At 59.8% G+C, this 25,940-nt stretch carries 24 protein-coding genes; 13 read left to right on the top strand and 11 right to left on the bottom strand.

Features of this window, described 5'->3' with window-relative positions:
- Window positions 1-208 precede the first annotated feature (208 nt).
- From ACWGZX_RS21620 to ACWGZX_RS21605, 4 genes are all read left to right on the top strand, one after another.
- Window positions 209-2,962 carry a response regulator gene (locus ACWGZX_RS21620; protein ID WP_452625362.1) on the top strand — a complete coding sequence of 918 codons (2,754 nt, stop codon included), beginning with the start codon at window positions 209-211 and terminating at the stop codon, window positions 2,960-2,962.
- A 208-nt stretch (window positions 2,963-3,170) separates the two neighbouring features.
- Window positions 3,171-4,160 carry a 2-hydroxyacid dehydrogenase gene (locus ACWGZX_RS21615; RefSeq protein ID WP_452625361.1) on the top strand — a complete coding sequence of 330 codons (990 nt, stop codon included), beginning with the start codon at window positions 3,171-3,173 and terminating at the stop codon, window positions 4,158-4,160.
- Window positions 4,161-4,265: 105 nt separating this feature from the next.
- Window positions 4,266-4,700 carry a hypothetical protein gene (locus ACWGZX_RS21610; protein WP_223519730.1) on the top strand — a complete coding sequence of 145 codons (435 nt, stop codon included), beginning with the start codon at window positions 4,266-4,268 and terminating at the stop codon, window positions 4,698-4,700.
- Window positions 4,700-5,104, top strand: a complete 405-nt coding sequence (locus ACWGZX_RS21605; RefSeq protein WP_452625360.1) for an META domain-containing protein — start codon at window positions 4,700-4,702, stop codon at window positions 5,102-5,104. Before ACWGZX_RS21610 ends, ACWGZX_RS21605 begins: the two co-directional genes overlap by 1 nt.
- A gap of 202 nt (window positions 5,105-5,306) precedes the next feature.
- On the opposite strand, the gene ACWGZX_RS21600 is transcribed toward ACWGZX_RS21605, so the two are convergent.
- A complete protein-coding gene (locus ACWGZX_RS21600; protein WP_452625359.1) occupies window positions 5,307-5,774 on the bottom strand; it encodes a TlpA disulfide reductase family protein in 468 nt (155 codons plus the stop codon).
- A 114-nt stretch (window positions 5,775-5,888) separates the two neighbouring features.
- Between ACWGZX_RS21600 and arsC the strand changes: the two genes are divergently transcribed.
- From arsC to ACWGZX_RS21585, 3 genes are read left to right on the top strand one after another with little or no spacing between them, the layout of a single operon-like run.
- A complete protein-coding gene (gene arsC, locus ACWGZX_RS21595) occupies window positions 5,889-6,242 on the top strand; it encodes an arsenate reductase (glutaredoxin) (protein ID WP_223519736.1) in 354 nt (117 codons plus the stop codon).
- Complete coding sequence (gene wrbA, locus ACWGZX_RS21590; protein ID WP_223519738.1) at window positions 6,239-6,835, top strand: NAD(P)H:quinone oxidoreductase; 597 nt, start codon at window positions 6,239-6,241, stop codon at window positions 6,833-6,835. Before arsC ends, wrbA begins: the two co-directional genes overlap by 4 nt.
- 1 nt (window position 6,836) lies before the next feature.
- Entirely contained in the window at window positions 6,837-7,262 is a 426-nt protein-coding gene (locus ACWGZX_RS21585) for a DUF2069 domain-containing protein (RefSeq protein WP_452625358.1), read from the top strand.
- Between the two features lie 99 nt (window positions 7,263-7,361).
- Here ACWGZX_RS21585 and ACWGZX_RS21580 read toward each other — a convergent pair whose 3' ends face one another.
- Both ACWGZX_RS21580 and ttcA read right to left on the bottom strand, forming a co-directional pair.
- Window positions 7,362-8,036, bottom strand: coding sequence for a DNA-3-methyladenine glycosylase I (locus tag ACWGZX_RS21580; RefSeq protein WP_452625357.1), 675 nt, complete (start codon window positions 8,034-8,036; stop codon window positions 7,362-7,364).
- Between the two features lie 192 nt (window positions 8,037-8,228).
- The gene (gene ttcA, locus ACWGZX_RS21575; protein ID WP_109785173.1) at window positions 8,229-9,053 is read right to left on the bottom strand and encodes a tRNA 2-thiocytidine(32) synthetase TtcA; all 825 of its coding nucleotides are present in this window, start codon (window positions 9,051-9,053) and stop codon (window positions 8,229-8,231) included.
- A 279-nt stretch (window positions 9,054-9,332) separates the two neighbouring features.
- Between ttcA and ACWGZX_RS21570 the strand changes: the two genes are divergently transcribed.
- Complete coding sequence (locus ACWGZX_RS21570; RefSeq protein WP_223521486.1) at window positions 9,333-9,935, top strand: Yip1 family protein; 603 nt, start codon at window positions 9,333-9,335, stop codon at window positions 9,933-9,935.
- A 160-nt stretch (window positions 9,936-10,095) separates the two neighbouring features.
- A complete protein-coding gene (locus tag ACWGZX_RS21565; RefSeq protein WP_452625356.1) occupies window positions 10,096-10,590 on the top strand; it encodes a SprT family zinc-dependent metalloprotease in 495 nt (164 codons plus the stop codon).
- A 48-nt stretch (window positions 10,591-10,638) separates the two neighbouring features.
- On the opposite strand, the gene ACWGZX_RS21560 is transcribed toward ACWGZX_RS21565, so the two are convergent.
- Window positions 10,639-11,820, bottom strand: a complete 1,182-nt coding sequence (locus ACWGZX_RS21560; RefSeq protein WP_452625355.1) for a CaiB/BaiF CoA transferase family protein — start codon at window positions 11,818-11,820, stop codon at window positions 10,639-10,641.
- A 144-nt stretch (window positions 11,821-11,964) separates the two neighbouring features.
- Window positions 11,965-13,299: a dicarboxylate/amino acid:cation symporter gene (locus ACWGZX_RS21555; protein WP_452625354.1), complete on the bottom strand. Its 1,335-nt coding sequence runs from the start codon at window positions 13,297-13,299 to the stop codon at window positions 11,965-11,967.
- Window positions 13,300-13,641: 342 nt separating this feature from the next.
- Between ACWGZX_RS21555 and ACWGZX_RS21550 the strand changes: the two genes are divergently transcribed.
- On the top strand, window positions 13,642-14,640 hold the full coding sequence (locus ACWGZX_RS21550) for an AraC family transcriptional regulator (RefSeq protein WP_452625353.1): 999 nt from the start codon (window positions 13,642-13,644) through the stop codon (window positions 14,638-14,640).
- A 163-nt stretch (window positions 14,641-14,803) separates the two neighbouring features.
- Here ACWGZX_RS21550 and ACWGZX_RS21545 read toward each other — a convergent pair whose 3' ends face one another.
- The 4 genes from ACWGZX_RS21545 to ACWGZX_RS21530 form a co-directional block, all read right to left on the bottom strand.
- Window positions 14,804-15,160, bottom strand: a complete 357-nt coding sequence (locus ACWGZX_RS21545) for a DUF6124 family protein (protein ID WP_452625352.1) — start codon at window positions 15,158-15,160, stop codon at window positions 14,804-14,806.
- 399 nt (window positions 15,161-15,559) lie between these two features.
- Complete coding sequence (locus tag ACWGZX_RS21540; RefSeq protein ID WP_452625351.1) at window positions 15,560-16,906, bottom strand: ATP-binding protein; 1,347 nt, start codon at window positions 16,904-16,906, stop codon at window positions 15,560-15,562.
- Complete coding sequence (locus ACWGZX_RS21535) at window positions 16,903-17,580, bottom strand: response regulator (RefSeq protein ID WP_452625350.1); 678 nt, start codon at window positions 17,578-17,580, stop codon at window positions 16,903-16,905. Before ACWGZX_RS21535 ends, ACWGZX_RS21540 begins: the two co-directional genes overlap by 4 nt.
- 54 nt (window positions 17,581-17,634) lie before the next feature.
- Window positions 17,635-17,940 (bottom strand): hypothetical protein, encoded by a 306-nt coding sequence (locus ACWGZX_RS21530; protein WP_452625349.1) that lies wholly within the window; start codon window positions 17,938-17,940, stop codon window positions 17,635-17,637.
- A gap of 143 nt (window positions 17,941-18,083) precedes the next feature.
- Here ACWGZX_RS21530 and ACWGZX_RS21525 point away from each other — a divergent pair, with 143 nt between their 5' ends.
- Entirely contained in the window at window positions 18,084-18,875 is a 792-nt protein-coding gene (locus ACWGZX_RS21525; RefSeq protein ID WP_452625348.1) for a dienelactone hydrolase family protein, read from the top strand.
- 262 nt (window positions 18,876-19,137) lie between these two features.
- Window positions 19,138-19,797 (top strand): 4'-phosphopantetheinyl transferase family protein, encoded by a 660-nt coding sequence (locus ACWGZX_RS21520; RefSeq protein ID WP_452625347.1) that lies wholly within the window; start codon window positions 19,138-19,140, stop codon window positions 19,795-19,797.
- A gap of 129 nt (window positions 19,798-19,926) precedes the next feature.
- Here ACWGZX_RS21520 and ACWGZX_RS21515 read toward each other — a convergent pair whose 3' ends face one another.
- Window positions 19,927-21,537 (bottom strand): ATP-binding protein, encoded by a 1,611-nt coding sequence (locus ACWGZX_RS21515; RefSeq protein WP_452625346.1) that lies wholly within the window; start codon window positions 21,535-21,537, stop codon window positions 19,927-19,929.
- Window positions 21,534-22,256: a response regulator gene (locus ACWGZX_RS21510; RefSeq protein WP_452625345.1), complete on the bottom strand. Its 723-nt coding sequence runs from the start codon at window positions 22,254-22,256 to the stop codon at window positions 21,534-21,536. The genes ACWGZX_RS21515 and ACWGZX_RS21510 overlap by 4 nt, the downstream gene beginning before the upstream one ends.
- A gap of 733 nt (window positions 22,257-22,989) precedes the next feature.
- Between ACWGZX_RS21510 and ACWGZX_RS21505 the strand changes: the two genes are divergently transcribed.
- Complete coding sequence (locus ACWGZX_RS21505) at window positions 22,990-25,884, top strand: ribonucleoside-diphosphate reductase subunit alpha (RefSeq protein WP_452625344.1); 2,895 nt, start codon at window positions 22,990-22,992, stop codon at window positions 25,882-25,884.
- The last annotated feature ends 56 nt before the right edge of the window (window positions 25,885-25,940 follow it).

The raw sequence follows: 25,940 nt of genomic DNA, 5'->3' as shown, positions 1-25,940 counted from the left end.
TGCAAATAATTCTCAGTTGACTGATTATTCAAGATTGCCTGCCGATGGGCAACCCAAGGTTTGCCCAAGACGCAAAAGCAGCACGGCATCCGACGAATGACGACATCAATTTTACGAAGATTGCCTGCCTGCAACTCGCTACACTGCCCGGGTGGCGCGTACCGGACGTACACGCCGGTCAATCAATCGCTGGATGCAGGAGAGATGCGTGCTCAAGAAACTGGGAATTGAAGGCCGCGTGCTGTTGCTGACCTTGTTGCCGACGACTCTGATGGCATTGGTCCTGGGCGGCTATTTCACTTGGATGCAGCAATCCGACCTGCAATCCCAGCTGTTGCAGCGCGGCGAGATGATTGCCGAACAGCTTGCGCCCTTGGTGGCCCCGGCCATGGGTCGCAAGGACAATGACCTGCTGGAGCGTATCGCCACCCAGTCGCTGGAAGCAGCGGACGTGCGCGCAGTGACCTTCCTCGCCCCCGACCGCACGCTGCTGGCCCACGCCGGCCCGACCATGCTCAATCAGGCACCGGTGGGCAACGGTTCGCAGATGCTGCGCCGCAGCGGCAACGATGCGACGCGTTATCTGCTGCCGGTGTTTGGCAAACACCGCAACCTGGCCGGCGACTTGATTCCCGATGAAGCCAACCGCCTGCTTGGCTGGGTCGAAATCGAACTGTCCCACAGCGGCATGTTGCTGCGCGGTTACCGCAGCCTGTTTGCCAGCCTGCTGATGATCGCCACAGGTCTGGCCGGCGCGGCGCTGCTGGCACTGCGGATGGGGCGGACCATCAACCGACCGATCAGCCAGATCAAACTGGCGGTAGCGCAACTCAAGGACGGTCATCTGGAAACCCGCTTGCCGCCCCTCGGCAGTCAGGAACTGGATGACCTGGCGTCCGGCATCAACCGCATGGCCGGCACCCTGCAAAATGCGCGGGAAGAATTGCAGCACAGCGTTGACCAAGCCACTGAAGACGTGCGGCAGAATCTGGAAACCATCGAGATTCAGAACATCGAGCTGGACCTGGCGCGCAAGGAAGCCCTGGAAGCGAGCCGGATCAAATCCGAGTTCCTGGCTAACATGAGCCATGAAATCCGCACGCCGCTCAACGGCATTCTCGGCTTCACACACCTGCTGCAAAAAAGCGAACTGACGCCGCGCCAGCTCGACTACCTGGGCACCATCGAGAAATCCGCCGACAGCCTGTTGGGGATCATCAACGAAATTCTCGACTTCTCGAAAATCGAGGCCGGCAAACTGGTACTCGACAATATTCCGTTCAACTTGCGCGACCTGCTGCAGGACACGCTGACCATCCTCGCCCCGGCGGCCCACGCCAAACAGCTGGAACTGGTGAGTCTGGTGTATCGCGACACGCCCTTATCGCTGGTGGGCGACCCGTTGCGGCTCAAGCAGATCCTCACCAACCTTGTCAGCAACGCGATCAAGTTCACCCGCGAAGGCACCATCGTTGCCCGCGCCATGCTTGAAGAGGAGCATGAAGACAGCGTGCAACTGCGCATCAGCATTCAGGACACCGGCATCGGCCTGTCGAACCAGGACGTGCGCGCGCTGTTCCAGGCCTTCAGCCAGGCCGATAACTCGTTGTCCCGGCAACCCGGCGGCACGGGGCTGGGGTTGGTGATTTCCAAACGACTGATTGAGCAGATGGGCGGCGAAATTGGCGTCGACAGTACACCGGGCGAAGGTTCGGAGTTCTGGATCAGCCTGAGTCTGCCCAAGACCCGCGATGACGCCGAAGACCTGCCAGGCCCTCCCCTGCTCGGGCGTCGCGTGGCGGTGCTGGAAAACCATGAACTGGCGCGGCAGGCGTTGCAGCATCAACTGGAAGACTGCGGCCTGAGCGTAACGCCGTTCAATACCCTGGAAAGCCTGACCAATGGCGTGACCGGCGCGCATCAGACCGATCAGGCCATCGATCTGGCGGTGCTGGGCATCACCAGCAACGACATGCCGCCGGAGCGTCTCAACCAGCACATCTGGGACCTCGAACACCTGGGTTGCAAAGTCCTTGTGCTGTGTCCAACCACCGAGCAAACACTGTTCCATCTCTCGGTGCCTAACCCGCACAGTCAGCTTCAGGCCAAACCGGCCTGCACCCGCAAACTGCGTCGGGCCTTGTCCGATCTGGTCAACCCGCGTCAGCAGCGCAGCGAACCGGGCGAACCGCTGTCCAGTCGTGCGCCGAAGGTGCTTTGCGTCGACGACAACCCGGCCAACCTGTTGCTGGTACAAACCCTGCTCGAAGACATGGGCGCCAAGGTGCTGGCCGTTGAAAGTGGTTACGCGGCGGTCAAGGCAGTGCACAACGAAACCTTCGATCTGGTGTTGATGGACGTGCAAATGCCCGGCATGGATGGGCGTCAAAGTACCGAAGCGATTCGACAGTGGGAAAGTGAACGGCATTGCACACCGCTGCCGATCGTGGCCCTCACCGCCCACGCCATGGCCAATGAAAAACGTGCGCTGCTGCAAAGCGGCATGGACGATTACCTGACCAAACCCATCAGTGAGCGGCAATTGGCGCAGGTGGTGTTGAAGTGGACAGGCCTGGCCCTGCGCAATCATGGACCGGAACGTTCCAGCGACAGCCACGGCGGCGGGCATGACTTGCAGGTGCTCGACCCCGAAGAAGGTTTGCGTCTGGCCGCTGGCAAAGCGGATCTGGCTGCGGACATGCTGGCGATGTTGCTGGCCTCGCTTGAGGCCGACCGCGAGGCCATTCGCACGGCCCGGGAAAGCAATGACCGCAATGCATTGATCGAGCGCGTCCATCGCTTGCACGGGGCAACCCGTTATTGCGGCGTCCCGCAACTGCGCGCCGCCTGCCAACGCAGTGAAACGCTGCTCAAGCAACAGGATCCGAAAGCGCCCGGCGCACTGGAAGAGCTCGAACGGGCGATCAATCGCCTGGCCGCTCATGCCCGTATCAACGCTTGATGCAGCGCAACCGCGCCGATCACCATAAGCGCTAAGCTGGCCTTTGTAGCAGCTGCCGAAGGCTGCGTCCGGCGGCGAAGCCGTCGTAAACCCGGCAAACGCGGTTTACCTGAAAAGACCGCAGCGTCTGATTTTACGACGGCTTCGCCGCCGGACGCAGGCTTCGCCAGCTGCTACATGAAGCGGGACCGAGTTAAATGGAGGATTCATGCGCACGATTCTTTTCAGCAGCCAGACCTACGACCGCGACAGTTTTCTGAGCGCAGTCCTGTCCGCCGGTATCGAACTGCACTTTCAGTCCGCGCGGCTGAGCCTCGATACCGTGGCGCTGGCGCAATCTCACGAGGTGGTCTGCGCCTTTATCAATGACGACCTCAGCGCCCCGGTGCTGGAACGTCTGGCAGCTGGGGGCACACGCCTGATCGCCCTGCGCTCGGCCGGTTACAACCACGTTGATCTGGCGGCGGCGAAATTGCTGGGATTGTCGATCGTGCGCGTCCCGGCCTACTCGCCACACGCCGTGGCCGAACATGCGGTGGCGCTGATCCTGGCACTCAACCGCCGCTTGCACCGTGCCTATAACCGCACCCGTGAAGGCGACTTCAGCCTGCACGGGCTGACCGGCTTCGACTTGGTGGGCAAGACCGTCGGCGTGGTCGGCACCGGGCAGATCGGCGCAACGTTCGCCAAGATCATGAACGGTTTCGGCTGTCAGTTGCTGGCGTATGACCCCTACCCTAATCCGCAAGTCGAAGCCCTTGGCGCTCGCTACTTGAGCCTGCCGGAACTGCTCGCCGAGTCGCAGATCATCAGCCTGCATTGCCCGCTCAACGAGCAGAGCAAACACCTGATCAACCGCGATTCACTGGCGCACATGCAACCCGGCGCGATGCTGATCAACACCGGGCGCGGCGGTCTGGTGGACACGCCGGCGCTGATCGACGCATTAAAGGACGGCCAATTGGGCTATCTGGGGCTCGATGTGTACGAAGAAGAGGCGCAGCTGTTTTTCGAAGACCGCTCCGACCTGCCGCTGCAAGACGATGTGCTGGCGCGGCTGCTGACCTTTCCGAATGTGATCATCACCGCGCACCAGGCCTTCCTGACCCGCGAAGCGCTGGGCGCGATTGCCGCGACGACCTTGCAAAACATCGTGGCCTGGGCCGCCGGTACGCCGCAGAATCAGGTCGAGGGCTGATTGACTCAGACTTTGGAAGATCGTTTGAACCTGATCGAAGGTCATCCACCCGCGCCATGCTGCACGCAGGCCCGTGATAGCATACCGCGCATATTTGGAGGACCCATGGTCGAACACGATTTCCGCTACACCCTGATGAACCCGCAACACACCCTTACCGAATGCCGCGCCCTTGTGCCGGGGCGTTATCAAGTCACCGGTAACGGTGGCTCGATCCGGATTGGCGACGTGCTGGTAGTGACCCTTAAAGGCAGCAAGGACTTGTCCATGCGCCTGACCGTCGAAACGGTTCGCCACTTGATCAACCCGCCAGGTCAATGGGTCGCAGTGAGCAGTGGCCCGGTGTTCGGCGAACTGGCGATCCACACCTGGGAAGTCAATTGCGACAGCTGTGCCAAAGCGCTGAGCTTTGAGTTCGCGGTCGACGCCAAGCTTGGCAACAAGGCTGAAAAGCCCGCTGCCACGGCGCGGATTACCGAGTTGGGCTGGACCTCGGTTGGCGAGAAACACCTGTGCCCGAAATGCCAGGAGCCTGCGTGATGAAACGCCTCGCTCTGGCCGCCATGGTCGGTGCCAGCCTGCTGGGCTGCGCCGCCGAGCCGGTGCAACTCGAAAAAAATCGTAGCTACATTCTGGAATGGATCGGCGAAAATCCATTGATGGACTACAGCCACTTGACCATCACCCTCGGTGAAGACGGTCGGGCCTATGGCAATGGCGGCTGCAACCATTGGTTCGCGCCGTACACCCTGGAAGGCGACAAATTGAGCTTCGGCAAGATCGGCAGCACCCGCAAGCTCTGTGCGCCAGCAATCATGGAGCAGGAAATGCGCTTCTTGCAGGCGCTGGAAGGCGTACAGCGCTGGGACGTTTCACCGATCGAGCAGATGCGCTTCTGGCCAACGGCAGGCAAGCCATTGCGATGGTGGCTTGAAGAGGGTTGATCACCTCTGTGGCGAGGGGGCTTGCCCCCGTTCGGCTGCGCAGCAGTCGCAAGTCCGGTATGCATGGTGTGCCTGATGAAACGAGGTGGCTGTTTTCAGGGCTGCTTCGCAGCCCAACGGGGCGGTGCGGCGGTCCGACAAGCCCCCTCGCCACAACAGCTCCCTCGCCACAAAGTCACGTCAGCCACAGGCCCGCGTCCGATCAGTTGACTGCCTGCAACGCCTCAAGCTTCGCCATCACCCCCGCCGCCGTCTGCTCGCCCATCAGCTGTTCGCGAACCTTGCCGTTGTTATCGATGATGTACGTCACCGGCAGGGCCTCATTGCGCGGCAGTTCAAAAAGATCGGCCGGGTCTGAAGCCAGTACCGTGAACTTGATCCCCAGTTTTTCACTGGCGCTTTTCAGCTCTTCACCCTGCACATTGTCGTAGTTGACCCCGAACACGCCAATCTTCTTGTCCTTCAATTGATCAGCCAACGCATTCAACTGCGGGATCTCGGTCCGGCATGGGCCACACCATTCGGCCCAGTAATTGAGCACCACCCATTGTTTGTCCAGCCGTTCGGACGCAACTTTCTGGCCGTTCTGGTCGACGCCATAGTCATTGCCGCAGCCCCCCAGCATCAACGTCCCGAAAATCGCCAATGCCGCTGCCAGTCGCCTTGTCATGTCGTGTTCCTTGTTCAAAATTGAATGCGCCTGCGACCCATCGCCTCGCAAGGTTCAGGATTACGCGCTGCACAGTTAGAATAGCTGCCACTTTACGCAAGAAGCGACCCGCCCATGACCGATCTGACGCTTTATCACAACCCGCGCTGCTCGAAATCCCGCGGTGCGCTCGAACTGCTCGAAGCCCGCGGCCTGACTCCGACTGTCGTCCGCTACCTCGAAACCCCGCTGGACGCCGTGCAAATCCAGAGCTTGCTGACCAAGCTTGGCCTCAGCGCCCGGCAACTGCTGCGCACTGGCGAGGACGAATACAAAACCCTCAACCTGGCCGACAGCAGCCTGAGCGAAGCGCAATTGATCGCGGCCATCGCTGCTCACCCGAAACTCATGGAGCGACCGATTCTCGAAGTCGGCGACAAAGCCGTCATCGGCCGTCCGCCAGAGAGCGTGCTGGAGTTGCTGCCGTGAGCGCACCCTACATTCTGGTTCTGTATTACAGCCGCAGTGGCTCGACCAATGAAATGGCCCGACAGATTGCCCGTGGCGTCGAGCAGTCCGGGATGGAAGCGCGCCTGCGCACCGTGCCGGCGATCTCCACCGAATGCGAAGCCGTTGCGCCTGACATTCCGGACGCTGGCGCGCTGTACGCCAGCCTCGATGACCTGAAGAACTGCGCGGGCCTGGCCTTGGGCAGCCCGACCCGATTCGGCAACATGGCGGCGCCGCTCAAATACTTTCTGGACGGCACCAGCAACCTCTGGCTGACCGGCGCGCTGGTGGGCAAGCCGGCCGGCGTGTTCACCTCCACCGCGAGCCTGCACGGCGGTCAGGAAACCACGCTGCTGTCGATGATGCTGCCGCTGCTGCACCACGGCATGCTGATCACCGGTCTGCCTTACAGCGAATCCGCCCTGCTGGAAACCCGTGGTGGCGGCACGCCGTATGGCGCCAGCCATCACGCCGGGGCCGATGGCAAAAGCGGCTTGAATGAACATGAAGTGGCGCTGTGCCGGGCCCTGGGCCTGCGGTTGGCGAAGACTGCGCAAAAGCTGGGGAACTGACGTGGCCAAGAAGCCGAAGATTCTGCCCTCCATTGAATGGCTCGAACCACGGGTGCGGGCGATGCGCGTCGTCAGCCTGCTGTGCTTTTTCGGTCTGGTTGGGCTGTTGTGCGCCAACTACCTGGTGTTTGCCGACCTGCATGGCGCGCGGCCGTGGGTGATTTTGCTGATCGAACTGGTGCCGCTGCTGTTGCTCGCACCGGGGATGATTATCGGCAGCGCCCGTGGGCATTCGTGGATGTGTTTTGTGGTGAACCTGTATTTCATCAAGGGCGCACTGGCGGCGTATGACCCGAACCGGCAGCTGTTTGGGTTGCTGGAGATGGGCGCGAGCCTGGCGGTATTCTGCTCGGCGCTGTTGTATGTGCGGTGGCGGTTTCAGCTCAATCGCAAGTTGGCTGGCGAGGGCGAGATCTCCGCTGCCTGATAGACCGCTATCGCTGGCAAGCCAGCTCCTACAAGGGATGTGTGAACGACACAAATCCCCTGTAGGAGCTGGCTTGCCAGCGATTCGGGCGACTCGGTCTTAATGATTCACTGTGTAAGCCAGCATCATCGAAATCTGGCTCATCGGCCGCCCGCCACTCTGTTCATGCCACTGGTTGAACACATCCTGCACCAAGGCAAGATCCCGCAAACTGCTCGGCACCTTGTCGACGATCTTCTGTGCATTCAACGCCGCGACCACGTCGTAGCTCGGCACAAAGGTGTCCTTGCCGACCATGCGCAAGAAACGCGGCGCCGACAACCCGCCCAATTGATGGCCGCGCTTTTTCAGGTATGTCCACAGCCCGACGATATCCGTTACCGGCCAATCGGCGATCAACGCGCCAAAGCTGCCGTGCTCATGCGCCACGTCCAGAATGAACTGTGCATTACGCGGCACGCTCTTGAGCTTGCCCAGGTGACGGATGATTCGCGCGTCCTGCATCAGGCGCTCGAGGTGTTCGGCGCTCATCAGCACGACTTTTTCAGGGTCGAATTTGAAGAACACTTCTTCAAAGGCCGGCCACTTGGCGTCCACCAGGCTGTGCTTGAGCCCGGCACGGAACACGCGCAGCGCCATGGTCGAGAGGTAGCGGTCGTCGCTGATCTTGCGCAATTGCGCCGGGGTTTTCGGAACGGGCAGATGGGCTTCCAGTTCAGCTGCTGAACCAAAGCGGTTCAGACAGTATTCGTGCAGCCACTTGTAATCGCGCATGCCCTCTCCTGAGGATTGAAAATGATCTGTGGGAGCGAGCCTGTGGCGAGGGGGCTTGTCGGACCGCCGCACCGCCCCGTTGGGCTGCGAAGCGGCCCCAAAATCTCTGATGTACCAAAGAATCTTGTGAGTGCTATGCACTCAAACGGGGGCAAGCCCCCTCACCACAGGCTCGCGCCCACACAATTTGTGTCAGAGGTTGACCACGTTGACGAAGCGCGAAGCCGCCGTTTCGTCGATTTTCAGGCTGGTGAAGTCAAACAGGTTGCGATCTGCCAGTTGCGACGGGATCACGTTCTGCAAGCTGCGGAAAATGCTTTCGGTACGGCCCGGGGTCTTGCGCTCCCAGTCTTGCAGCATGTCCTTGACCACCTGACGTTGCAGGTTTTCCTGAGAACCGCAGAGGTTGCACGGGATGATCGGGAATTGCTTGAAGTCCGAGTAAGCCTGAATGTCTTTTTCGTTGCAGTAGGCCAGCGGACGGATGACGACGTTGCGGCCATCGTCGGCGCGCAATTTTGGCGGCATAGCCTTGAGCGAGCCGTTGAAGAACATGTTCAGGAAGAACGTCTCGACGATGTCGTCACGGTGATGACCCAGGGCCATTTTGGTCGCACCGATTTCATCGGCAAAGGTGTACAGCGTGCCGCGACGCAGACGCGAGCATAGCGAGCAGGTGGTCTTTCCCTCAGGAATAAGTTCTTTGACCACCGAGTAGGTGTCTTTCTCGACGATGTGGTACTCGATGCCCAGCTCTTTGAGATAGGCCGGTAGCACATGCTCCGGGAAACCTGGCTGCTTCTGGTCCATGTTCACGGCCACGATCTCGAACTTGATCGGTGCGACCTTCTGCAAGTGCATCAGCACGTCGAGCATGGTGTAACTGTCCTTGCCACCGGACAGGCAGACCATGACCTTGTCGCCGTCTTCAATCATGTTGAAATCGGCAACCGCCTCACCGGCCTGACGGCGAAGGCGCTTTTGCAGTTTGTTCTGGTTGACCGTAAGAGTGCCCATGTCGCGAAATCCGTGAGGTGTGACGAAAGGCCGGCATTTTACGCAAAAAACCTCCCAGGGGCGAAGTGCCCCCAGCGGGATTGTGGGTGACAGACCCTGCGGCGATTAACAGGTGTGTTTTCAGCGCGATATGCTCTAAGCCCCTATTACCTGTGCGGTTAAGACCTTTCTATACTGCGACATAAGGTCGCATATAAATCCAGACCTTTACTTACTTGGCCACTTTGGCCCGTAGGCGCTCCGCTGGGGGGCGATGGGAAAACAAGAGGAGTGACTGGCATGATCCATCACGTAGTGGGGCTTTTCACCCACCCCGACCAGGAATGGAAAGAAATCCGTGGCGACCACGAGGAAAGCATTAGCCACATGTACCTGACCCACACGCTGATTCTGGCGGCGATCCCCGCCGTGTCAGCGTTTATCGGCACCACAAAGGTCGGCTGGGTGATTGGCAGCCGTGCACCGGTGATGCTGACGCAGGAAAGCGCGCTATGGATGACGATCATGTCGTACGTGGCGATGCTCGGCGGTGTTGCAGTGATGGCCGCTTTCATCCACTGGATGGCTCGCACCTATGACGCCACCCCGAGCCTGGCCCGTTGCGTTGCGTTTGCGACCTATACCGCCACCCCGTTGTTTATCGGCGGACTGGCGGCGCTGTACCCACACCTGTGGCTGGGAATGATCGTCGGGACGGCGGCCATCTGCTACACGGTGTACCTGCTGTATGTGGGGCTACCCACTTTCATGAACATTCCATCAGACGAGGGGTTCCTGTTTTCAAGTTCGGTGCTTGCAGTAGGCCTGGTGGTGCTGGTGGCCATCATGGCGTTCACAGTCATTGTCTGGGGACTCGGCGTGGGGCCGGTCTATACTAATTAGTGGTTCTTTCCACCCAAAAACAAGATCTGCCAACACAGGCCGCCGCAAGGCGGCCTTCTAATGTTCAAGAATCGAAAGCGCGGTCGACCATTCGGCACCTCGGCGATTCGCAAGATCCCAGGGTTGCGGCATACTCGACGTCTCTGGAGATCCATCAAGCATGCCCGAGCCACTCAATAACCGCGTCGAAGACTGCTACCAACTCGCTGAATCCTTTTTCAAACGCACTTTCAAACGCCCCGTGGTGAGCCTCAAGCTGCGTGGTCAAAAAGCCGGTGTCGCGCATTTGCACGAGAACCTGCTGCGTTTCAACCCGCAGCTGTACCGGGAAAACACCGAAGACTTTCTCAAGCAAACCGTGGCCCACGAGGTCGCCCACTTGATCGCTCATCAACTGTTTGGTGACCGCATCCAGCCTCATGGCGAAGAGTGGCAACTGATCATGCGCGGCGTGTACGAACTACCGCCCAATCGTTGCCACACCTACGACGTCAAACGCCGCAGCGTGACGCGCTACATCTACAAATGCCCGTGCGTGGACAGCGATTTCCCGTTTTCGGCGCAGCGCCATAACCTGGTGCGGCAGGGTCGGCGGTACTTGTGCCGACGGTGCCGGAGTACGTTGGTGTTTAGCGGGGAGATGCGGGTCGAGTAGTCGGATTTGTGGTGTTTCAGCTGGCCTCTTCGCGGGCCAGTAAAGCCGCTAGAGAATCACCTTGGCACGCCGCAACTCTTCGATCCGCTGCGCACTAAACCCCAACTCCCCCAACACCTGATCCGTGTGCTGCCCCAGCGCCGCGCCAATATGCCGTGGTTCAGGCAACCCATCTGAAAACTTTAACGGACAGGCCATTTGCGCCTGTGTAGACCCATCCCCTCGCGGCACCTCAGTCACCAGCTCCCGCGCCTTCAGCTGTGGATGCTCAATCGCTTCGCTCAAACTCAACACCGGCTCGACACACGCATCGAGTTCGGCAAACAAGGCGCATAAATCGGTAAAGTCGTGTTTCTCGAATTCAGTCATCAGCGCGTCCTTGAGCTTTTTCTGGTTCGCAGGCTGTGGCGATAAGCCCAGGGACGCCAACTCCTCCAGACCCAACGCCGTACACAGTTGCCTCATAAACGCCGGCTCCAGACTGCCCACCGACAACCAGCGACCATCGCGAGTACGGTAATAGTCATAGAAGCTACCGCCATTGAGCATCTGGTCTTCCCTGCCCGGCTCCGCGCCGCAGGCCAGATACCCGGCGCCCGCCATGGCGTTCAGGCTGAACACGCAATCGGTCATGCTCACGTCCAGGTGCTGGCCCTGCCCGGTTTGCTGCCGGGCGATGACCGCCGCCAGCAGTCCGATGACCCCGTGAAGCGAGCCTCCGGCGACATCCGCCACCTGCATGCCCAACGGCAGCGGCCCGCTGTCGGCGCGGCCGGTGTAGCTGGCCAATCCCGCCAGCGCCAGGTAATTAATATCGTGGCCAGCGCGATCCTTGTAGGGGCCGGTCTGACCGTAACCAGTGATCGACACGTAGATCAGCTTCGGATTGATTGCCTTCAAGACTTCATACCCCAGCCCCAGGCGCTCCATCACACCGGGGCGAAATTGCTCCAGCACAATGTCGTAGTCGGCCAGCAGCTGCTTGATCACCTCCAGCGACTCGGGTTGTTTGAGGTCCAACGCCAGGCTGCGCTTGTTGCGATTGAGGTAGGCATGGCTGGCGGAGATGCCCTGATCGTGAGGCGGCAAAACCCGCAGCAGGTCCATGCGCGTTGGCGATTCGATGCGCAGCACCTCCGCACCCATGTCTGCCAGCAACAACGAGGCAAACGGCCCCGGCAGCAGTGTCGAGAAATCCAGAACCTTGAGTGATGCCAGTGGACCGAGCATGGGCGTTCTCCGTAAACGATGCCTCCAGACTAGGCAGCCAACGCCCTTGCAGCAATCACCTTATGCGTCAGATGCGCTGACCGTTACGCTCAAATCGCAAATATAAAAAAACCCGCCGAAGCGGGTTTTTTCAGTGCAGCCGTCTTATTTGACGTTGGTTGGGGTTGCCCCTTCGACGTGGCCCAGAACATCGTCTTTAGGCTCGTCGGAGATACCGCGACCGCCAGAAGCCAGTTCCGCGTGCATCACGTCCGTGTCCAGCTCCTTGACCCACTTGGCCACAACCAGGGTAGCAACAGCGTTACCCACCAGGTTGGTCAGGGCACGGGCTTCGGACATGAAGCGGTCGATACCGAGAATCAGCGCCAGGCCGGCAACCGGCAGGTGGCCGACAGCGGACAAGGTGGCAGCCAACACGATGAAACCACTGCCGGTCACGCCAGCAGCGCCTTTGGAGGACAGCAGCAACACCACCAGCAGGGTGATCTGGTGCGTGATGTCCATGTGGGTGTCGGTCGCCTGAGCAATGAACACCGCCGCCATGGTCAGGTAGATCGCGGTACCGTCGAGGTTGAACGAGTAACCGGTCGGGATCACCAGACCCACAACGGATTTCTGCGCGCCCAGACGTTCCATCTTGATCAGCATGCGTGGCAGTACCGATTCCGAAGAAGAAGTACCCAGCACGATCAGCAGCTCTTCACGGATGTAGCGAATGACTTTCAGCACGCTGAAACCGTGAGCGCGAGCGATACCACCCAGCACGACCAGAATGAACAGCAGGCAAGTAATGTAGAAGCAGGCCATCAACTGACCCAGTTGCACCAGAGAACCGACACCGTAGGCGCCGATGGTGAACGCCATGGCACCGAAAGCACCGAGTGGCGCGAGCTTCATGATCATGTTGATGATGTTGAACATCACGTGGGCGAAACGATCGATGAAGTCCAGGATCGGCCGGCCGTAGGCACCCAGGCGATGCAGGGCGAAACCGAAGATCACCGAGAACATCAGGACTTGCAGGATATCGCCGGTGGCGAAGGCACCGATGATGGTGTTCGGGATCACGTTCAGCAGGAAGCCGACCACGCTTTGATCCGCACCAGCGGCGACATACTGAGCCACTTTGGAGGCATCCAGAGTGGTCACGTCGATGTGCATGCCGTTGCCCGGCTGGACGATGTTGACCACCAACAGACCGACCAGCAGGGCGATGGTCGACACGATTTCAAAGTACAGCAGCGCGTAACCGCCGGTCTTGCCGACCGATTTCATGTCCTGCATGCCCGCGATACCGCTGACTACAGTGCAGAAGATGATCGGGGCGATGATCATTTTGATCAGCTTGATGAACCCGTCACCCAGCGGCTTGAGGGCCACACCGGCCTGCGGATAAAAGTGACCGATCAAAATGCCGATGATGATGGCAACGATCACCTGGAAATACAGGGATTTGTACAGTGGCTGACGAGTCGTCATTGCAAAGTTCCTCAAGAGTGCCCGGTGACAACATCCATCTGTTGCCCAAAACACTTCAATTGCGAACCCTCCTGCTTCTGGAGGGATTTGTTTTGTCGAGCTGCGCGACGGCAGGCATCTGCTGGTTGTATCGCAAGGCCCGTGCCACCTTCCGAAAACTGCCTGCAAGCCTTTTGACGCCAAGGGTTACAGGATGGTTCTTGTCATCCATCGTCTACAACAATGTGGCGGATTTCCGCCCACCGACCAGACCTCGTCCTACAATTTGGCGGATATCCGCCTTGTCCATCGCAAGGCTGCACGGCTACCATCCGTCCGTTCAATGGACGGAATTGCCTGCTAATGCGCGAACGCACCATCGCCAGTCATTTCGCCCGTGCCGCCCTCGGTGGCGCGCGCCGGCTGGGTGTCGACACTTCAGACCTGTTGCAACAACTGGGCATCAGCCCCGAGTTGCTGGACGAGCCGCGTGCGCGAATCGCACCTGAACAGTTCACGCGATTGATCCAGGGTCTGTGGCTGGCACTGGACGACGAATACCTGGGATTCGGGCCGGTGCCGAGCAAAACCGGGACCTTCGCGATGATGTGCCATGCGGTGATCCACTGCCGCAATCTGGAAAAAGCACTGCATCGCGGCTTATTGTTTTATAGCTTATTCCCCGAAAGTCCGCGCCTGACCTTGACCCACGAAGGCGAAATGGTCCGCCTGAGCCTCGATGATTCGAAATTTCAGGACCCGGACCATTTCCTCACCGAAAGTCAGCTGATGGTGTGGCACCGCTTGGGCAGTTGGCTGATCGGTCAGCGCATTCGGCTGGAGCTGGCGACGTTCAGTTACCCAAGACCTGAACACGGCGCCGAATACGAATTGATGTTCCCCTTCCCGATGCAGTTTGGCGCGGCACAAAGCAGCCTGCTGTTTCACAGTCGTTACCTGAACATGCCGCTGTTGCAGGACGAACGCACCCTCAAACATTTCCTCGAACACTCCCCTGCCGACCTGCTGTCACGCCCGGATGACGGCGACAGTTTGAGCAGTCAGCTGCGCAGGTTGCTCAGCCGTGACAGTTCACGTTGGCCAGACCTGGAAGCCGTGGCCGCGCAGATGCACATCAGCCCGCAGACGTTGCGTCGGCATTTGCGCGAGGAAGGAACGAGTTTTCAGGAATTGAAGGATCAGCTGCGGCGGGACATTGCGATTTATCACCTGGGGCGTGCGGATTTGTCGTTGCAGCAGATCGCCGAACAGCTGGGGTTTTCCGAGCCTTCGGCGTTTCATCGGGCGTTCAAGAAGTGGACGGGGCTGACGCCTGGGGCCTATCGCGCGCAGGAGAACTGATTTTTGGGTTGAATCGACTGGCCCTTTCGCGGGCAAGTCGAATCGTCGCACCGCCGCTCCTACAGGTTTCGGTTTTGAACACAAAATTTGTGAACGACACAAATCCCCTGTAGGAGCTGGCTTGCCAGCGAAGAACGATGACGCGGGCTACCTGCCTGAACGACTACGGCGGATCAAGCCTGTCCAGCATCCGATTCACCGCCAGTTCCCCCAGCATCACAACCTGCTGAATCCCCAGCACGGTGTTGCGCTGTGTCCCCTCCACCACCCCCGCAAATTCACTGAGCATCACACTTGCCGACGCCATGGTTTCACAGGCGCTGACCAGCAGGGTTTCGTCATCAGTGTCAGCACCGACGAAGTAGATCGTACTGGGTTTGCGTGGGGTGTCTTTGGGGATGACCGGTTTGAGGTAGTAATCGAGGGCGCGGTCGGCGGCGGTGTTGAGTTTTTTGGAGTCGGCGGTTTCGTAAGGGGAAACGTCGTCGGTTTCGGGCGGGTTGGGGGTGATCTTGAACATATGGAGCTCCTTATACCTGATGGAGCCACCAGAACCTGTCGCTAAACAAGTAAGGGTGGCGGCTGTACGCAGGTTAGCGAACCGAGAGGTATAAGACCCGGCAGACCCGAGGGTCTCCCGCGCACAGCCACCATATCGAAACTGCAGACATGGAATGCCTGCAATAAAGACGGAGCGTTGTTGCGCTTATACCTGATCAGGTCGCTAAACCCGATCGCTGATTGGCAGCGATGCGGAAACGATAGAGCTCAGGGTCAAAGCACACAAGCCGGCGGATTCTGGCGTAGTCGTAGGCAGCGGCGCAAGGATGTGTAGCCTGAGAGAGTGTCTGGAGATGTCTTTTAAACAACTCTGTTTATTGCTGGGTTCTTGTGGGATTTGTGCTGGATGGGCGGGCCACTAAACCACCGGAAAATGAATCCGAAACGCCGCCCCTCCCATCGGCGAATCCCCCAACGTCAGCTTGGCGCTGTAGCTCTCGATGATGTCCTTGACCACCGCCAACCCGATCCCCTGCCCCGGATGCTGACGGTCCAGCCGCTCGCCGCGTTCGAGAATCCGCGCACGCTGGTCCATTGGCACACCGGGCCCGTCATCTTCAACGCACAACTCAACCCCGCTCAACGTTTCACGCACGCTGATGCGCACTTCGCTCAGGCACAGCCGATAGGCGTTTTCCAGCAAGTTGCCCATCATTTCCAGCAAGGCGCCCTGTTCGATCGGTACGTAACACTGCGGCGGCAGATCGATGGCGACGCGCACGTGTTTATCGCGGTAGACCTTGTCGAGCGTGTCGCACAGGCTTTGCAGCACCGGTTGCAGGCGCACCTGATGGCGTACCAGACCGCTTTTGCGCAGGCTGGCGCGTTGCAGTTGGTAGCTGATTTGTTGGCTCATGCGTTCGATCTGGGTTTGCAGCACCCAGGCCTGATCACGGTCTTGCGGGCGCTGGGCCATGTCTTCGCTGACGCCTTGCAGCACGGTCAGCGGGGTTTTCAGGCTGTGGGCCAAGTCGTCGAGGGAGTCGCGATAGCGGCTGCGTTGTTCGCGCTCGCTGTGCAGCAAGCGGTTGAGGGAGCCGGTCAGGCGCAGCAGTTCGCGCGGGTGTTGTTCGCTGAGGCTTTCCCGGGCGCCGCTTTCGATTTCGTCGAGTTCCTGACTGAGCCGGCGCAAGGCCTGCAAGCCCCAGGTCAGGCCAATCCACAGTAACGCGAGCAGCACCAACAGCGCCGCACCGAAACCCAGGTAAAGGTTTTCGCGCAGGCCTTCGAGGGTGGCTTCGTATTCGCGCACCGGTTGCAGGGCGACGATGCTGAACGCCGCGCTTTTGCCGCCGAGCAGTTTGACTTCGACGTCGTAGACGAAGAACTCCTGGCCGTTGGCCTCGCGAATGCGCGCGAACTCATTACCACGCCCGTCGTATCGCGGCCTGTAGTTGATCATCTCTTCCCCGGCGGCCTTCGAACGCCAGACCAGGCGACCTTCGCGGTCAAAGATGTAGCCGAGCAAACGACTGTCCGTCAGGTTGAAACGTTCATCCGGCAACTGCGCCGGCATTAGCAGCGTGTTGTTTTCCACGCGCGCGGCGGAGATCAGCGTGGTGACGTCCGAGGCCAGGCGTTGCTCGATCGAATCCTGCAACGCCAGGCTGAACGCGCCTTGCATCGCCGGCAATAACGCCAACATGAACAACACCGCCAGCAACGTGGCGGCGAGCATCAAGCGGACACGAAGGGAACGAATCAAGTGCAGCGCTCATTGAACAGGTAGCCGAGGCCACGCACGGTGTCGATCGGTTTGAAACCGGCCGGGCCTTCGAGTTTGCGGCGCAGACGGCCGACCAGTACTTCGATGACGTTCGGATCACGCTCGTCGTCATCGGGGTAGAGCTGTTCCATCAGGCGGTCCTTGGCCACCACTTGCTGGTGATGACGCATGAGGTATTCAAGGATCCGGTACTCATACGCGGTCAGCGCCAGCGGTTCGTCATTGAGCGTGGCCTGCTTGCGGTTGAGGTCGAGCAGCAGTGGCCCGGCGACGATGGTCGACTGGGTGAAACCGCTGGAACGGCGCAGCAAGGCATTCAGCCGGGCGTCGAGCTCTTCGAACTGGAACGGTTTGACCACGTAATCATCGGCGCCAGCGGCGAGGCCTTCGACCTTGTCCTGCCAGTTACCGCGCGCGGTGAGGATCAGGATCGGGAAGGTCTTGCCCCGCGTGCGCAACTGACGGATCAGGTCGAGCCCGCCCATGCCTGGCAGGCCGAGGTCGATCACCGCCAGGTCATGGTTGAACTGCTCGGTCTGGTACAGCGCCTCTTCGGCGTTGGCCACGGATTCGACCACATGACCACTCTCCGTCAGGCGTGTTTGCAGGTGATGGCGCAACAGCGCTTCATCTTCGACGACCAGCAGTTTCATAACGCTCTCCCGGGCAAAGCAACATCTCCAATGGCACAACGGCGCATCCAACGGTCAGGACAAATCATAGCGGCCCTTGAGGTCTTCCTGGCGGAGTTTAAAACCATTGTGCGTCATCGACACGTTGGCGTAACCGGCGGAGTAATCGGTCGGGTTGTTCAGCTGGCCCAAATGCGCGCCCCAGGCACTCTCATTTCCCACTGGGCTGACCATGCTGAAGCTGTTCAGGGTCAGGGACTTTTTGACCTTCTCGTTAGTCTTTCCAAGAGCAAGGTTGGCGATGATGTCATCGGACGCTAACGCCGCGGTGCTCGCGCTCAGAACGGTAAAAGCCAGAATCAGGTTTTTAAAGCCAGTCATTAGGGAATTTCCTCATGCGCAGGTGCTTCAGGTACGAGCCACCTTACTCACCCGCCCCTGAACTGCCCCTGAACACAGACTGAACCCAAGCTGAACAAGATCGACTAGGCTGTCTTGATGACTTTCTTGCAGGAGATCCGACCATGCGCACCTTCCTCGCCCTCTGCTTGCTGGTGATGAGCGGGCTGACTCAAGCCGCCATCAAGACCCAGGAAATCCCCTATCAAAGTGTCGATGGCACAAAAATGATCGGCTATTACGCCTACGACGACGCCATCAAAGGCCAGCGACCCGGTGTCCTGGTAGTGCATGAATGGTGGGGGCTGAACGACTACGCCAAGCGCCGTGCCCGTGATCTGGCCGGTTTGGGCTACAGCGCGCTGGCCATCGACATGTACGGCAACGGCAAGAACACCGAACATCCGAAGGACGCCATGGCGTTCATGCAGGACGTGCTGAAAGACAGCTCGGCGGCTGCTGCGCGCTTTCAGGCCGGGCTTGAACTGTTGGAGCAACAACCGCAAACCGACCCGAATAAAATCGCGGCGATTGGCTACTGCTTCGGCGGCGCGGTGGTGCTGAACGCGGCCCGTCAGGGTTTGCCACTGGCTGGCGTGGTGAGTTTCCATGGCTCGCTGGCAACCAAGACCCCGGCGGCACCGGGCACTGTGAAGGCGAAAATTCTCGTGGAGCATGGGGCGATGGACAGTATGGTCACGCCGGAAAACGTGGCGGCGTTCAAGGCTGAAATGGACAAGGCCGGCGCCGACTATAAATTCGTCAGCCTTGAGGGCGCCAAGCATGGGTTTAGCAATCCGGATGCGGATCGGTTGAGCCATGGCGAGCATGGCGGGCCGGATATTGGCTACAACAAAGCGGCGGATGAACACTCCTGGGCGGATATGCAGGCGTTTCTCAAAAAGATTTTTAGTTGATCAGTATCCCCTGTGGCGAGGGGGCTTGCCCCCCGTCCGGCTGCGCAGCAGTCGTAAACCCAGCGAACGCGGTGTTCCTGACGAAACGCGAGTGCAGGTCTTGGGGCGGCTTCGCCGCCCAACGGGGGCAAGCCCCCTCGCCACAAAAGCCCGGTTGCCACTACCCAGTCATTGAGCAACCCGGCAAAATGCCCGGCATGAATCCCGCCCCGCCCTACCCACCTGCTGCACACCACTCGACGCCCATTGGCCGCTGCCGCTTGTGCTGCCCGATACGGTGCTGCTGAGTACCCACTTCAATAGCGCGCATCTGGCCAGCGATGATTTCCAGCGCAGTGCCATCGAGCCGCCTGCGAGCATTCAGCGTTCAGTCGCCAAACGTCAGGCCGAATTTCTCGCTGGCCGGGTGTGCGCTAGGGCCGCGTTGCAACAATTGGAAGGGCTGAGTTTTATCCCGGCCATTGGCGAAGACCGGGCGCCGGTATGGCCCGCGCACATCGCCGGTTCCATCACCCACAGCACCGGCCGGGCGGCGGCGATTGTCGCGAGGAAAACCGCTTGGCGCGGTTTGGGCATGGACCTGGAAAACCTGCTCAACCCTGAACGGGCCCAGCGCCTTGCGGGAGAAATTCTCACGCCACCGGAGTTGCAGCGCATGGCGGCTGGACGTCGCGATGATCTGGCGCTGCTGGTGACGTTGACGTTTTCGGTGAAGGAAAGTCTGTTCAAGGCGCTGTACCCGATTGTTCAGCAGCGCTTCTATTTTGAACATGCCGAGGTGCTGGAGTGGACCGAGGCCGGTGAGGTGCGGTTGCGCTTGCTGACGGATTTGTCTGGCGAGTGGCGCAATGGCACCGAGCTGGAGGCACAGTTTGGGGTGATGGAGGGGCAGTTGTTGAGTCTGGTCAGCATCAAGGCCTGAAGGTTTTCAGCGTTTGTACTGGCCTCATCGCGAGCAAGCTCGGCTCCCACATTGGATCTCTGACACACCGAAGACCACCTGTGGGAGCCGAGCTTGCTCGCGATGGCGGCCTGATTTTCAGCACACCTCTCAGCGCTTCTCCTGATTGCGCGGCCAACTCAAGCTAAAGCAAGCCCCGCCCAGACTCTTACTCTTGCTGATCAACGCCCGCCCGTCATGCCAATGAATGATCCGCCGTACGATGGACAACCCTAACCCATGCCCGCCCGAAGCGCGGGTACGGCTGTCATCCAGGCGCAGGAACGGCGTGAAAATTCGTTCCCAGGCCAACTCCGGCACACCCGGCCCGTCATCCTCGACGTCCACCCGGCAGCGCTGCTGCCCCACCTGATAACTGACGGTCACCCGCGACGAGGCGTGGCGCATGGCGTTGCTGACCAGGTTCTGAAGGGCCCGATGCAAGTAACGCGGTTCGGCCTCGACCCAGGCGTCATCGCAATCAGCGGCCGACAAACACAAGCCGCGCTGCACCGTGACCTCGGCGCGCAATGGCGCCAGTTCTTCGATGACTTGATTGACCAGCGCATCCAGATCGATCCGTTGGAAATTCAGCGCCGGCGAGCCCTGCTCCAGACGCGCATAGGTCAGCATCTCGTCGACCAGTTTGTCGAGGTCCTCGATGTCGTGGTCCATGCCCTCGCGGTATTTCTCCAGCTGCTGCGGCGTGGTGGCCGAGCCGATCATCTCCAGGCCGAAACGCAGGCGCGCCACCGGCGTGCGCAACTCGTGAGACACGGCGCGCACCAGTTCACGCTGGATCGCCAGCAATTGTTGCAAGTGCTCGGCCATGCCGTTGAACGCCGCGGCCAGTCGCCCCACCGAGTCGGCGCCGCGCGCCGGTACGCGGGTTTCCAGGCTGCCCTGGGCAATCCGCGTGGCGGCTGCTTCCAGACCGCGCAATCGGCGCTCCAACTGCCGCACCAAGAGGTAGACGATCAGACCGATCAGGCTCAAACCGAGGGCGGCGATCAACACCAGCCATTCGGGCGGATATGGATTCATCTGGTACAGCGGGCCGATCTCCAGCACCCACGGCGTACCGACCATACCGGCAAACACCCGGATCGAGTCGCCGCCCTTGCCCAGCGCCATCACCGTATCGCCCTCGGACACCCGACGGCTCTGGTCTTCGTCCATGTCCGCCTGCTCGACCTTGACCAGGCGCAAGTCGAAACCAAAGCTTTTCTCTTCTTTCAACAGCGCCAACCGCTGGGGCTGCTCGGCCACCGGGTAGCGCACCAGTTCATCGGCCAGCAGATAAATAGTGGCGCGGGCCAGTTGCTCGCTGATCTGCTGCACCTCACCCGTCAGCACAAGCTGTTCCTTGTCGCTGACCAGCCGATAGACTTTCGCCGCGTGCGGGCCGGTCTGTTCCACCAGCGCCTGACCGCGCAGGACGCGGGTGCGCTGGGTGAGGTCGAGGTCGGTCTGGGCAAACGTGGTCAGCGCCAATGGAATCCCGAGCAAGCGCTCCCAGACCAGCAAGGCGCGATGGCGCTCGGTTTCGTTCATCGGATTGAGGTTGTCGGCCATCAACGAAAACGTACCGTGCGCAAGGCGCTCGCGGTATTGCTCGCCGCGCACCTCGTTGAGCAAGTGCAACGCCAGCACGCCCAGCACCGCGACCAAAATCAGCGCCGCACACATGCCGCCATAAATGCGCAGGAAGATCGAATTCACAGCGATGGGTCTACGCAAGCTTCAGGAACAAACAGATAACCTTTGCTGCGGATGGTTTTGATCAGTCGCGGGTGCTCCGGGTCATCGCCGATTTTCGGGCGGATGCGCGAAATGCGCACATCAATGGACCGGTCCTGACCGTCATAACCGATGCCGCGCAATGCGGTGAAAATCTCTTCACGGGACAGGATGCGCCCGGCGTTGGCCACCAGCAGCCAGAGCAGGTCGAACTCGGCGCTGGTCAGCTCAATGCCGTGGTCATGCAGCCAGGCTTCACGCAACGCGTTGTCCACCACCAATGGACCAAACTGCAAGCGCCGCTGTTTTCCCGGGAGGGCCTCCGGTGCTTCGCTGCGGCGCAACAGGGCCTGGATGCGCGCCAGCAACAGGCGTGGGCGCACCGGTTTGCAAACGTAGTCATCGGCACCGAGGTCCAGGCCGAGGATCTGGTCGGTGTCGTCGGTGCGGGCGGTGAGCATCAGGATCGGGCCGTCATACTTGTCGCGAACCTTGCGGCAAATGCTCAAGCCGTCTTCGCCGGGCAGCATCAGGTCGAGGATCACCAGGTCCGGTTTCTCCTTGATGATGCGAGCTGCCGCCAGCGCCCCATTTCCCTCGATCGAGACGCGCAGGCCATTGGCTTCCAGATAGTCGCGGGTCAGTTCGGCCAGACGCTGGTCGTCCTCCACAATCAATACCTGCCAGGCTTCTTGCTCCACGGTGACCTCTGCTTGCCAACAACACTAATAAGGAAAGATCCGCCCGTCTTTTTGTAATGATTGGGAGGATAAGAATGCGTAACCATGGGGCGATTGTATAAACGCCGCCCGTCGAGAACACAAGCCGGCAAATGCGTTCGGACATGTCGGTTTTTTGTGGTAGGGTTCGCGCCCTTAAAAATCCGGACGGCAGTTTTCAATCCTTGAAAATCGATGAAAAATGCCTCGGTCCCGCTAGGTCGCGGCCTACACGCCGGTTCCACCTTTCACACACAATTTACACACAGGTTTATCCACAGGCAGTACGTTGCAACACCTCCAAAAACGCACTATCTTGTACCCCAGCGCCAAAAAAACCCTACATGTAGGGTTTTAGCTTAAAAGCCCAACCACATTTCAGACCAGAAACTCAAGCGCTTTATTGCCTGTTTATGGTTGAACACAGCGTGATTTTACAAGACCAAACCGCACTGGCGGATGGCACCGTTTTTTCAGGCCCGAACAGCCAAAACGGTACGGGTGTTGCAGTCAGTACTGGCACCCCGAAAGGAATCCGGTTTCGAGCCCAGGCTCGCAACCAAAAAACTTCGGCAAGGACGCGGCCTCATTAGCCTTTTTCCTACTGTCCCGAAGTTGTTATGCCCGACGCCCGTCGGTTGTAGTGCTTTTGGACAGAACGGTGGGCACCGTGACGGTGCCCAAACAAACATAGAGAATGTGGAGACAACCCCCCATGCAAACCGACACAACTCGCGAGAACCCGCAGGGCACCTTGCCGCAGGCCGCTGATTCGACTTCGGATCTGTCCGCCACCGCGCCTGGTCAGCTGCGCGTGATCAAGCGTAACGGCACTGTCGTTCCTTACACCGACGATAAAATCACCGTCGCGATCACCAAAGCGTTTCTCGCAGTTGAGGGCGGCACCGCTGCCGCCTCGTCGCGAATCCATGACACCGTTGCCCGCCTGACCGAACAAGTCACCGCGACCTTCAAGCGTCGCATGCCATCGGGCGGCACTATCCACATCGAAGAAATCCAGGACCAGGTCGAACTGGCCCTGATGCGTGCCGGCGAGCAGAAAGTAGCCCGCGACTACGTGATCTACCGTGACGGCCGTTCGAAACAACGCGCCGCCCACGCACCGGCCGAAGAAGCTGTCAACGCTCACCCATCGATCCGCATCACCCGCGCCGATGGCAGCTTTGCACCTCTGGACATGGGCCGCCTGAACACCATCGTCACCGAAGCGTGCGAAGGCCTGGAAGAAGTCGACGGCGACCTGATCCAGCGCGAGACCCTGAAAAACCTGTACGACGGCGTGGCCCTGACCGACGTCAACACCGCCCTGGTGATGACCGCCCGTACGCTGGTCGAGCGTGAGCCAAACTACTCGTTCGTAACCGCCCGCCTGCTGATGGACACCCTGCGTGCCGAAGGCCTGAACTTTCTGGGCGTCGCCGAGAGCGCGACCCACCACGAAATGGTCGACCTGTATGCCAAGGCGCTGCCTGCGTACATCGCCAAAGGTATCGAGTTCGAATTGCTGAACCCGGTTCTGGCCACTTTCGACCTGGAAAAACTCGGCAAGGCGATCAACCACGAGCGCGATCAACAGTTCACGTACCTGGGCCTGCAAACCCTTTACGACCGTTACTTCATCCACAAGGACGGTATCCGCTTCGAACTGCCGCAGATTTTCTTCATGCGCGTGGCCATGGGCCTGGCAATCGAAGAGAAGAACAAAGAAGACCGTGCGATCGAGTTCTACAACCTGTTGTCGTCCTTCGACTACATGTCCTCGACTCCGACCCTGTTCAACGCCGGCACCCTGCGTCCACAGCTGTCGAGCTGCTACCTGACCACCGTGCCGGATGACCTGTCGGGCATCTACCACGCGATCCACGACAACGCCATGTTGTCCAAATTCGCAGGCGGCCTGGGCAACGACTGGACGCCGGTTCGTGCGCTGGGTTCGTACATCAAGGGCACCAACGGCAAATCCCAGGGCGTTGTACCGTTCCTGAAAGTGGTGAACGACACCGCCGTCGCCGTTAACCAGGGTGGCAAGCGCAAAGGCGCTGTCTGTGCCTACCTGGAAACCTGGCACATGGACATCGAGGAGTTCATCGAACTCCGTAAGAACACCGGTGATGACCGTCGTCGTACCCACGACATGAACACCGCCAACTGGATCCCTGACCTGTTCATGAAGCGCGTCTTCGATGACGGCCCGTGGACCCTGTTCTCGCCATCCGAAGTTCCGGATCTGCACGACCTGACCGGCAAGGCCTTCGAAGAGCGTTACGAGTACTACGAAGCCCTGTCCCAGTACCCAGGCAAGATCAAGCTGTTCAAGACCATTCAGGCCAAAGACCTGTGGCGCAAAATGCTGTCCATGCTGTTTGAAACCGGCCACCCATGGCTGACCTTCAAAGACCCGTGCAACCTGCGCAGCCCGCAGCAGCACGTGGGCGTGGTTCACAGCTCGAACCTGTGCACCGAGATCACCTTGAACACCAACAAGGACGAGATCGCCGTTTGCAACCTGGGCTCGATCAACCTGCCGAACCACATCACCAACGGCAAGCTGGACACCGCCAAGCTGGAACGCACCGTGAACACCGCCGTTCGCATGCTCGATAACGTTATCGACATCAACTACTACTCGGTGCCACAAGCGAAGAACTCCAACTTCAAGCACCGTCCGGTCGGTCTGGGCATCATGGGCTTCCAGGACGCTTTGTACCTGCAGCACATTCCTTACGGTTCCGACGCTGCCGTCGAGTTCGCCGACAAGTCGATGGAAGCGGTCAGCTACTACGCGATCCAGGCCTCCTGCGACCTGGCCGACGAGCGCGGCGCTTACGAGACGTTCCAGGGTTCGCTGTGGTCCAAAGGCATCCTGCCGCTGGATTCGCAACAGATCCTGATCGAGCAACGTGGCCAGAAGTACATCGACGTTGACCTGAACGAATCCCTGGACTGGGCACCGGTTCGCGCCCGTGTACAGAAAGGCATTCGTAACTCCAACATCATGGCCATCGCACCGACCGCGACCATCGCCAACATCACTGGCGTATCGCAGTCGATCGAACCGACCTACCAGAACCTCTACGTGAAATCGAACCTGTCGGGCGAATTCACCGTGATCAACCCGTACCTGGTTCGCGACCTGAAGGCTCGCGGTCTGTGGGACGCGGTCATGATCAACGACCTGAAGTACTACGACGGTTCGGTGCAGCAAATCGAGCGCATCCCGCAAGAACTCAAAGAGCTCTACGCGACTGCGTTCGAAGTGGACACCAAGTGGATCGTTGACGCGGCAAGCCGTCGCCAGAAGTGGATCGACCAGGCTCAGTCGCTGAACCTGTACATCGCTGGCGCATCGGGCAAGAAGCTGGACGTGACCTACCGCATGGCCTGGTACCGTGGTCTGAAAACCACTTACTACCTCCGTGCCCTGGCCGCGACCAGCACCGAGAAGTCGACCATCAACACCGGCAAGCTGAACGCTGTTTCCAGCGGCGGCAACCACGGTGAAGATTCGGTCCTGGCAGCACCTGCCGGCCCTGCTCCAGTGCCAAAGGCGTGCGCCATCGACGAGCCGGATTGCGAAGCTTGCCAATAAGCCGAGCTGGTAGGCGCTGAAAGGCGCTTACTCAAAAACCCCCGATCAGTCCTCTG

Source organism: Pseudomonas sp. CLCA07, assembly GCF_053615335.1.
Note: the sequence above shows the minus strand (reverse complement) of the source record. Positions and strands in the feature narration are given on the sequence as shown.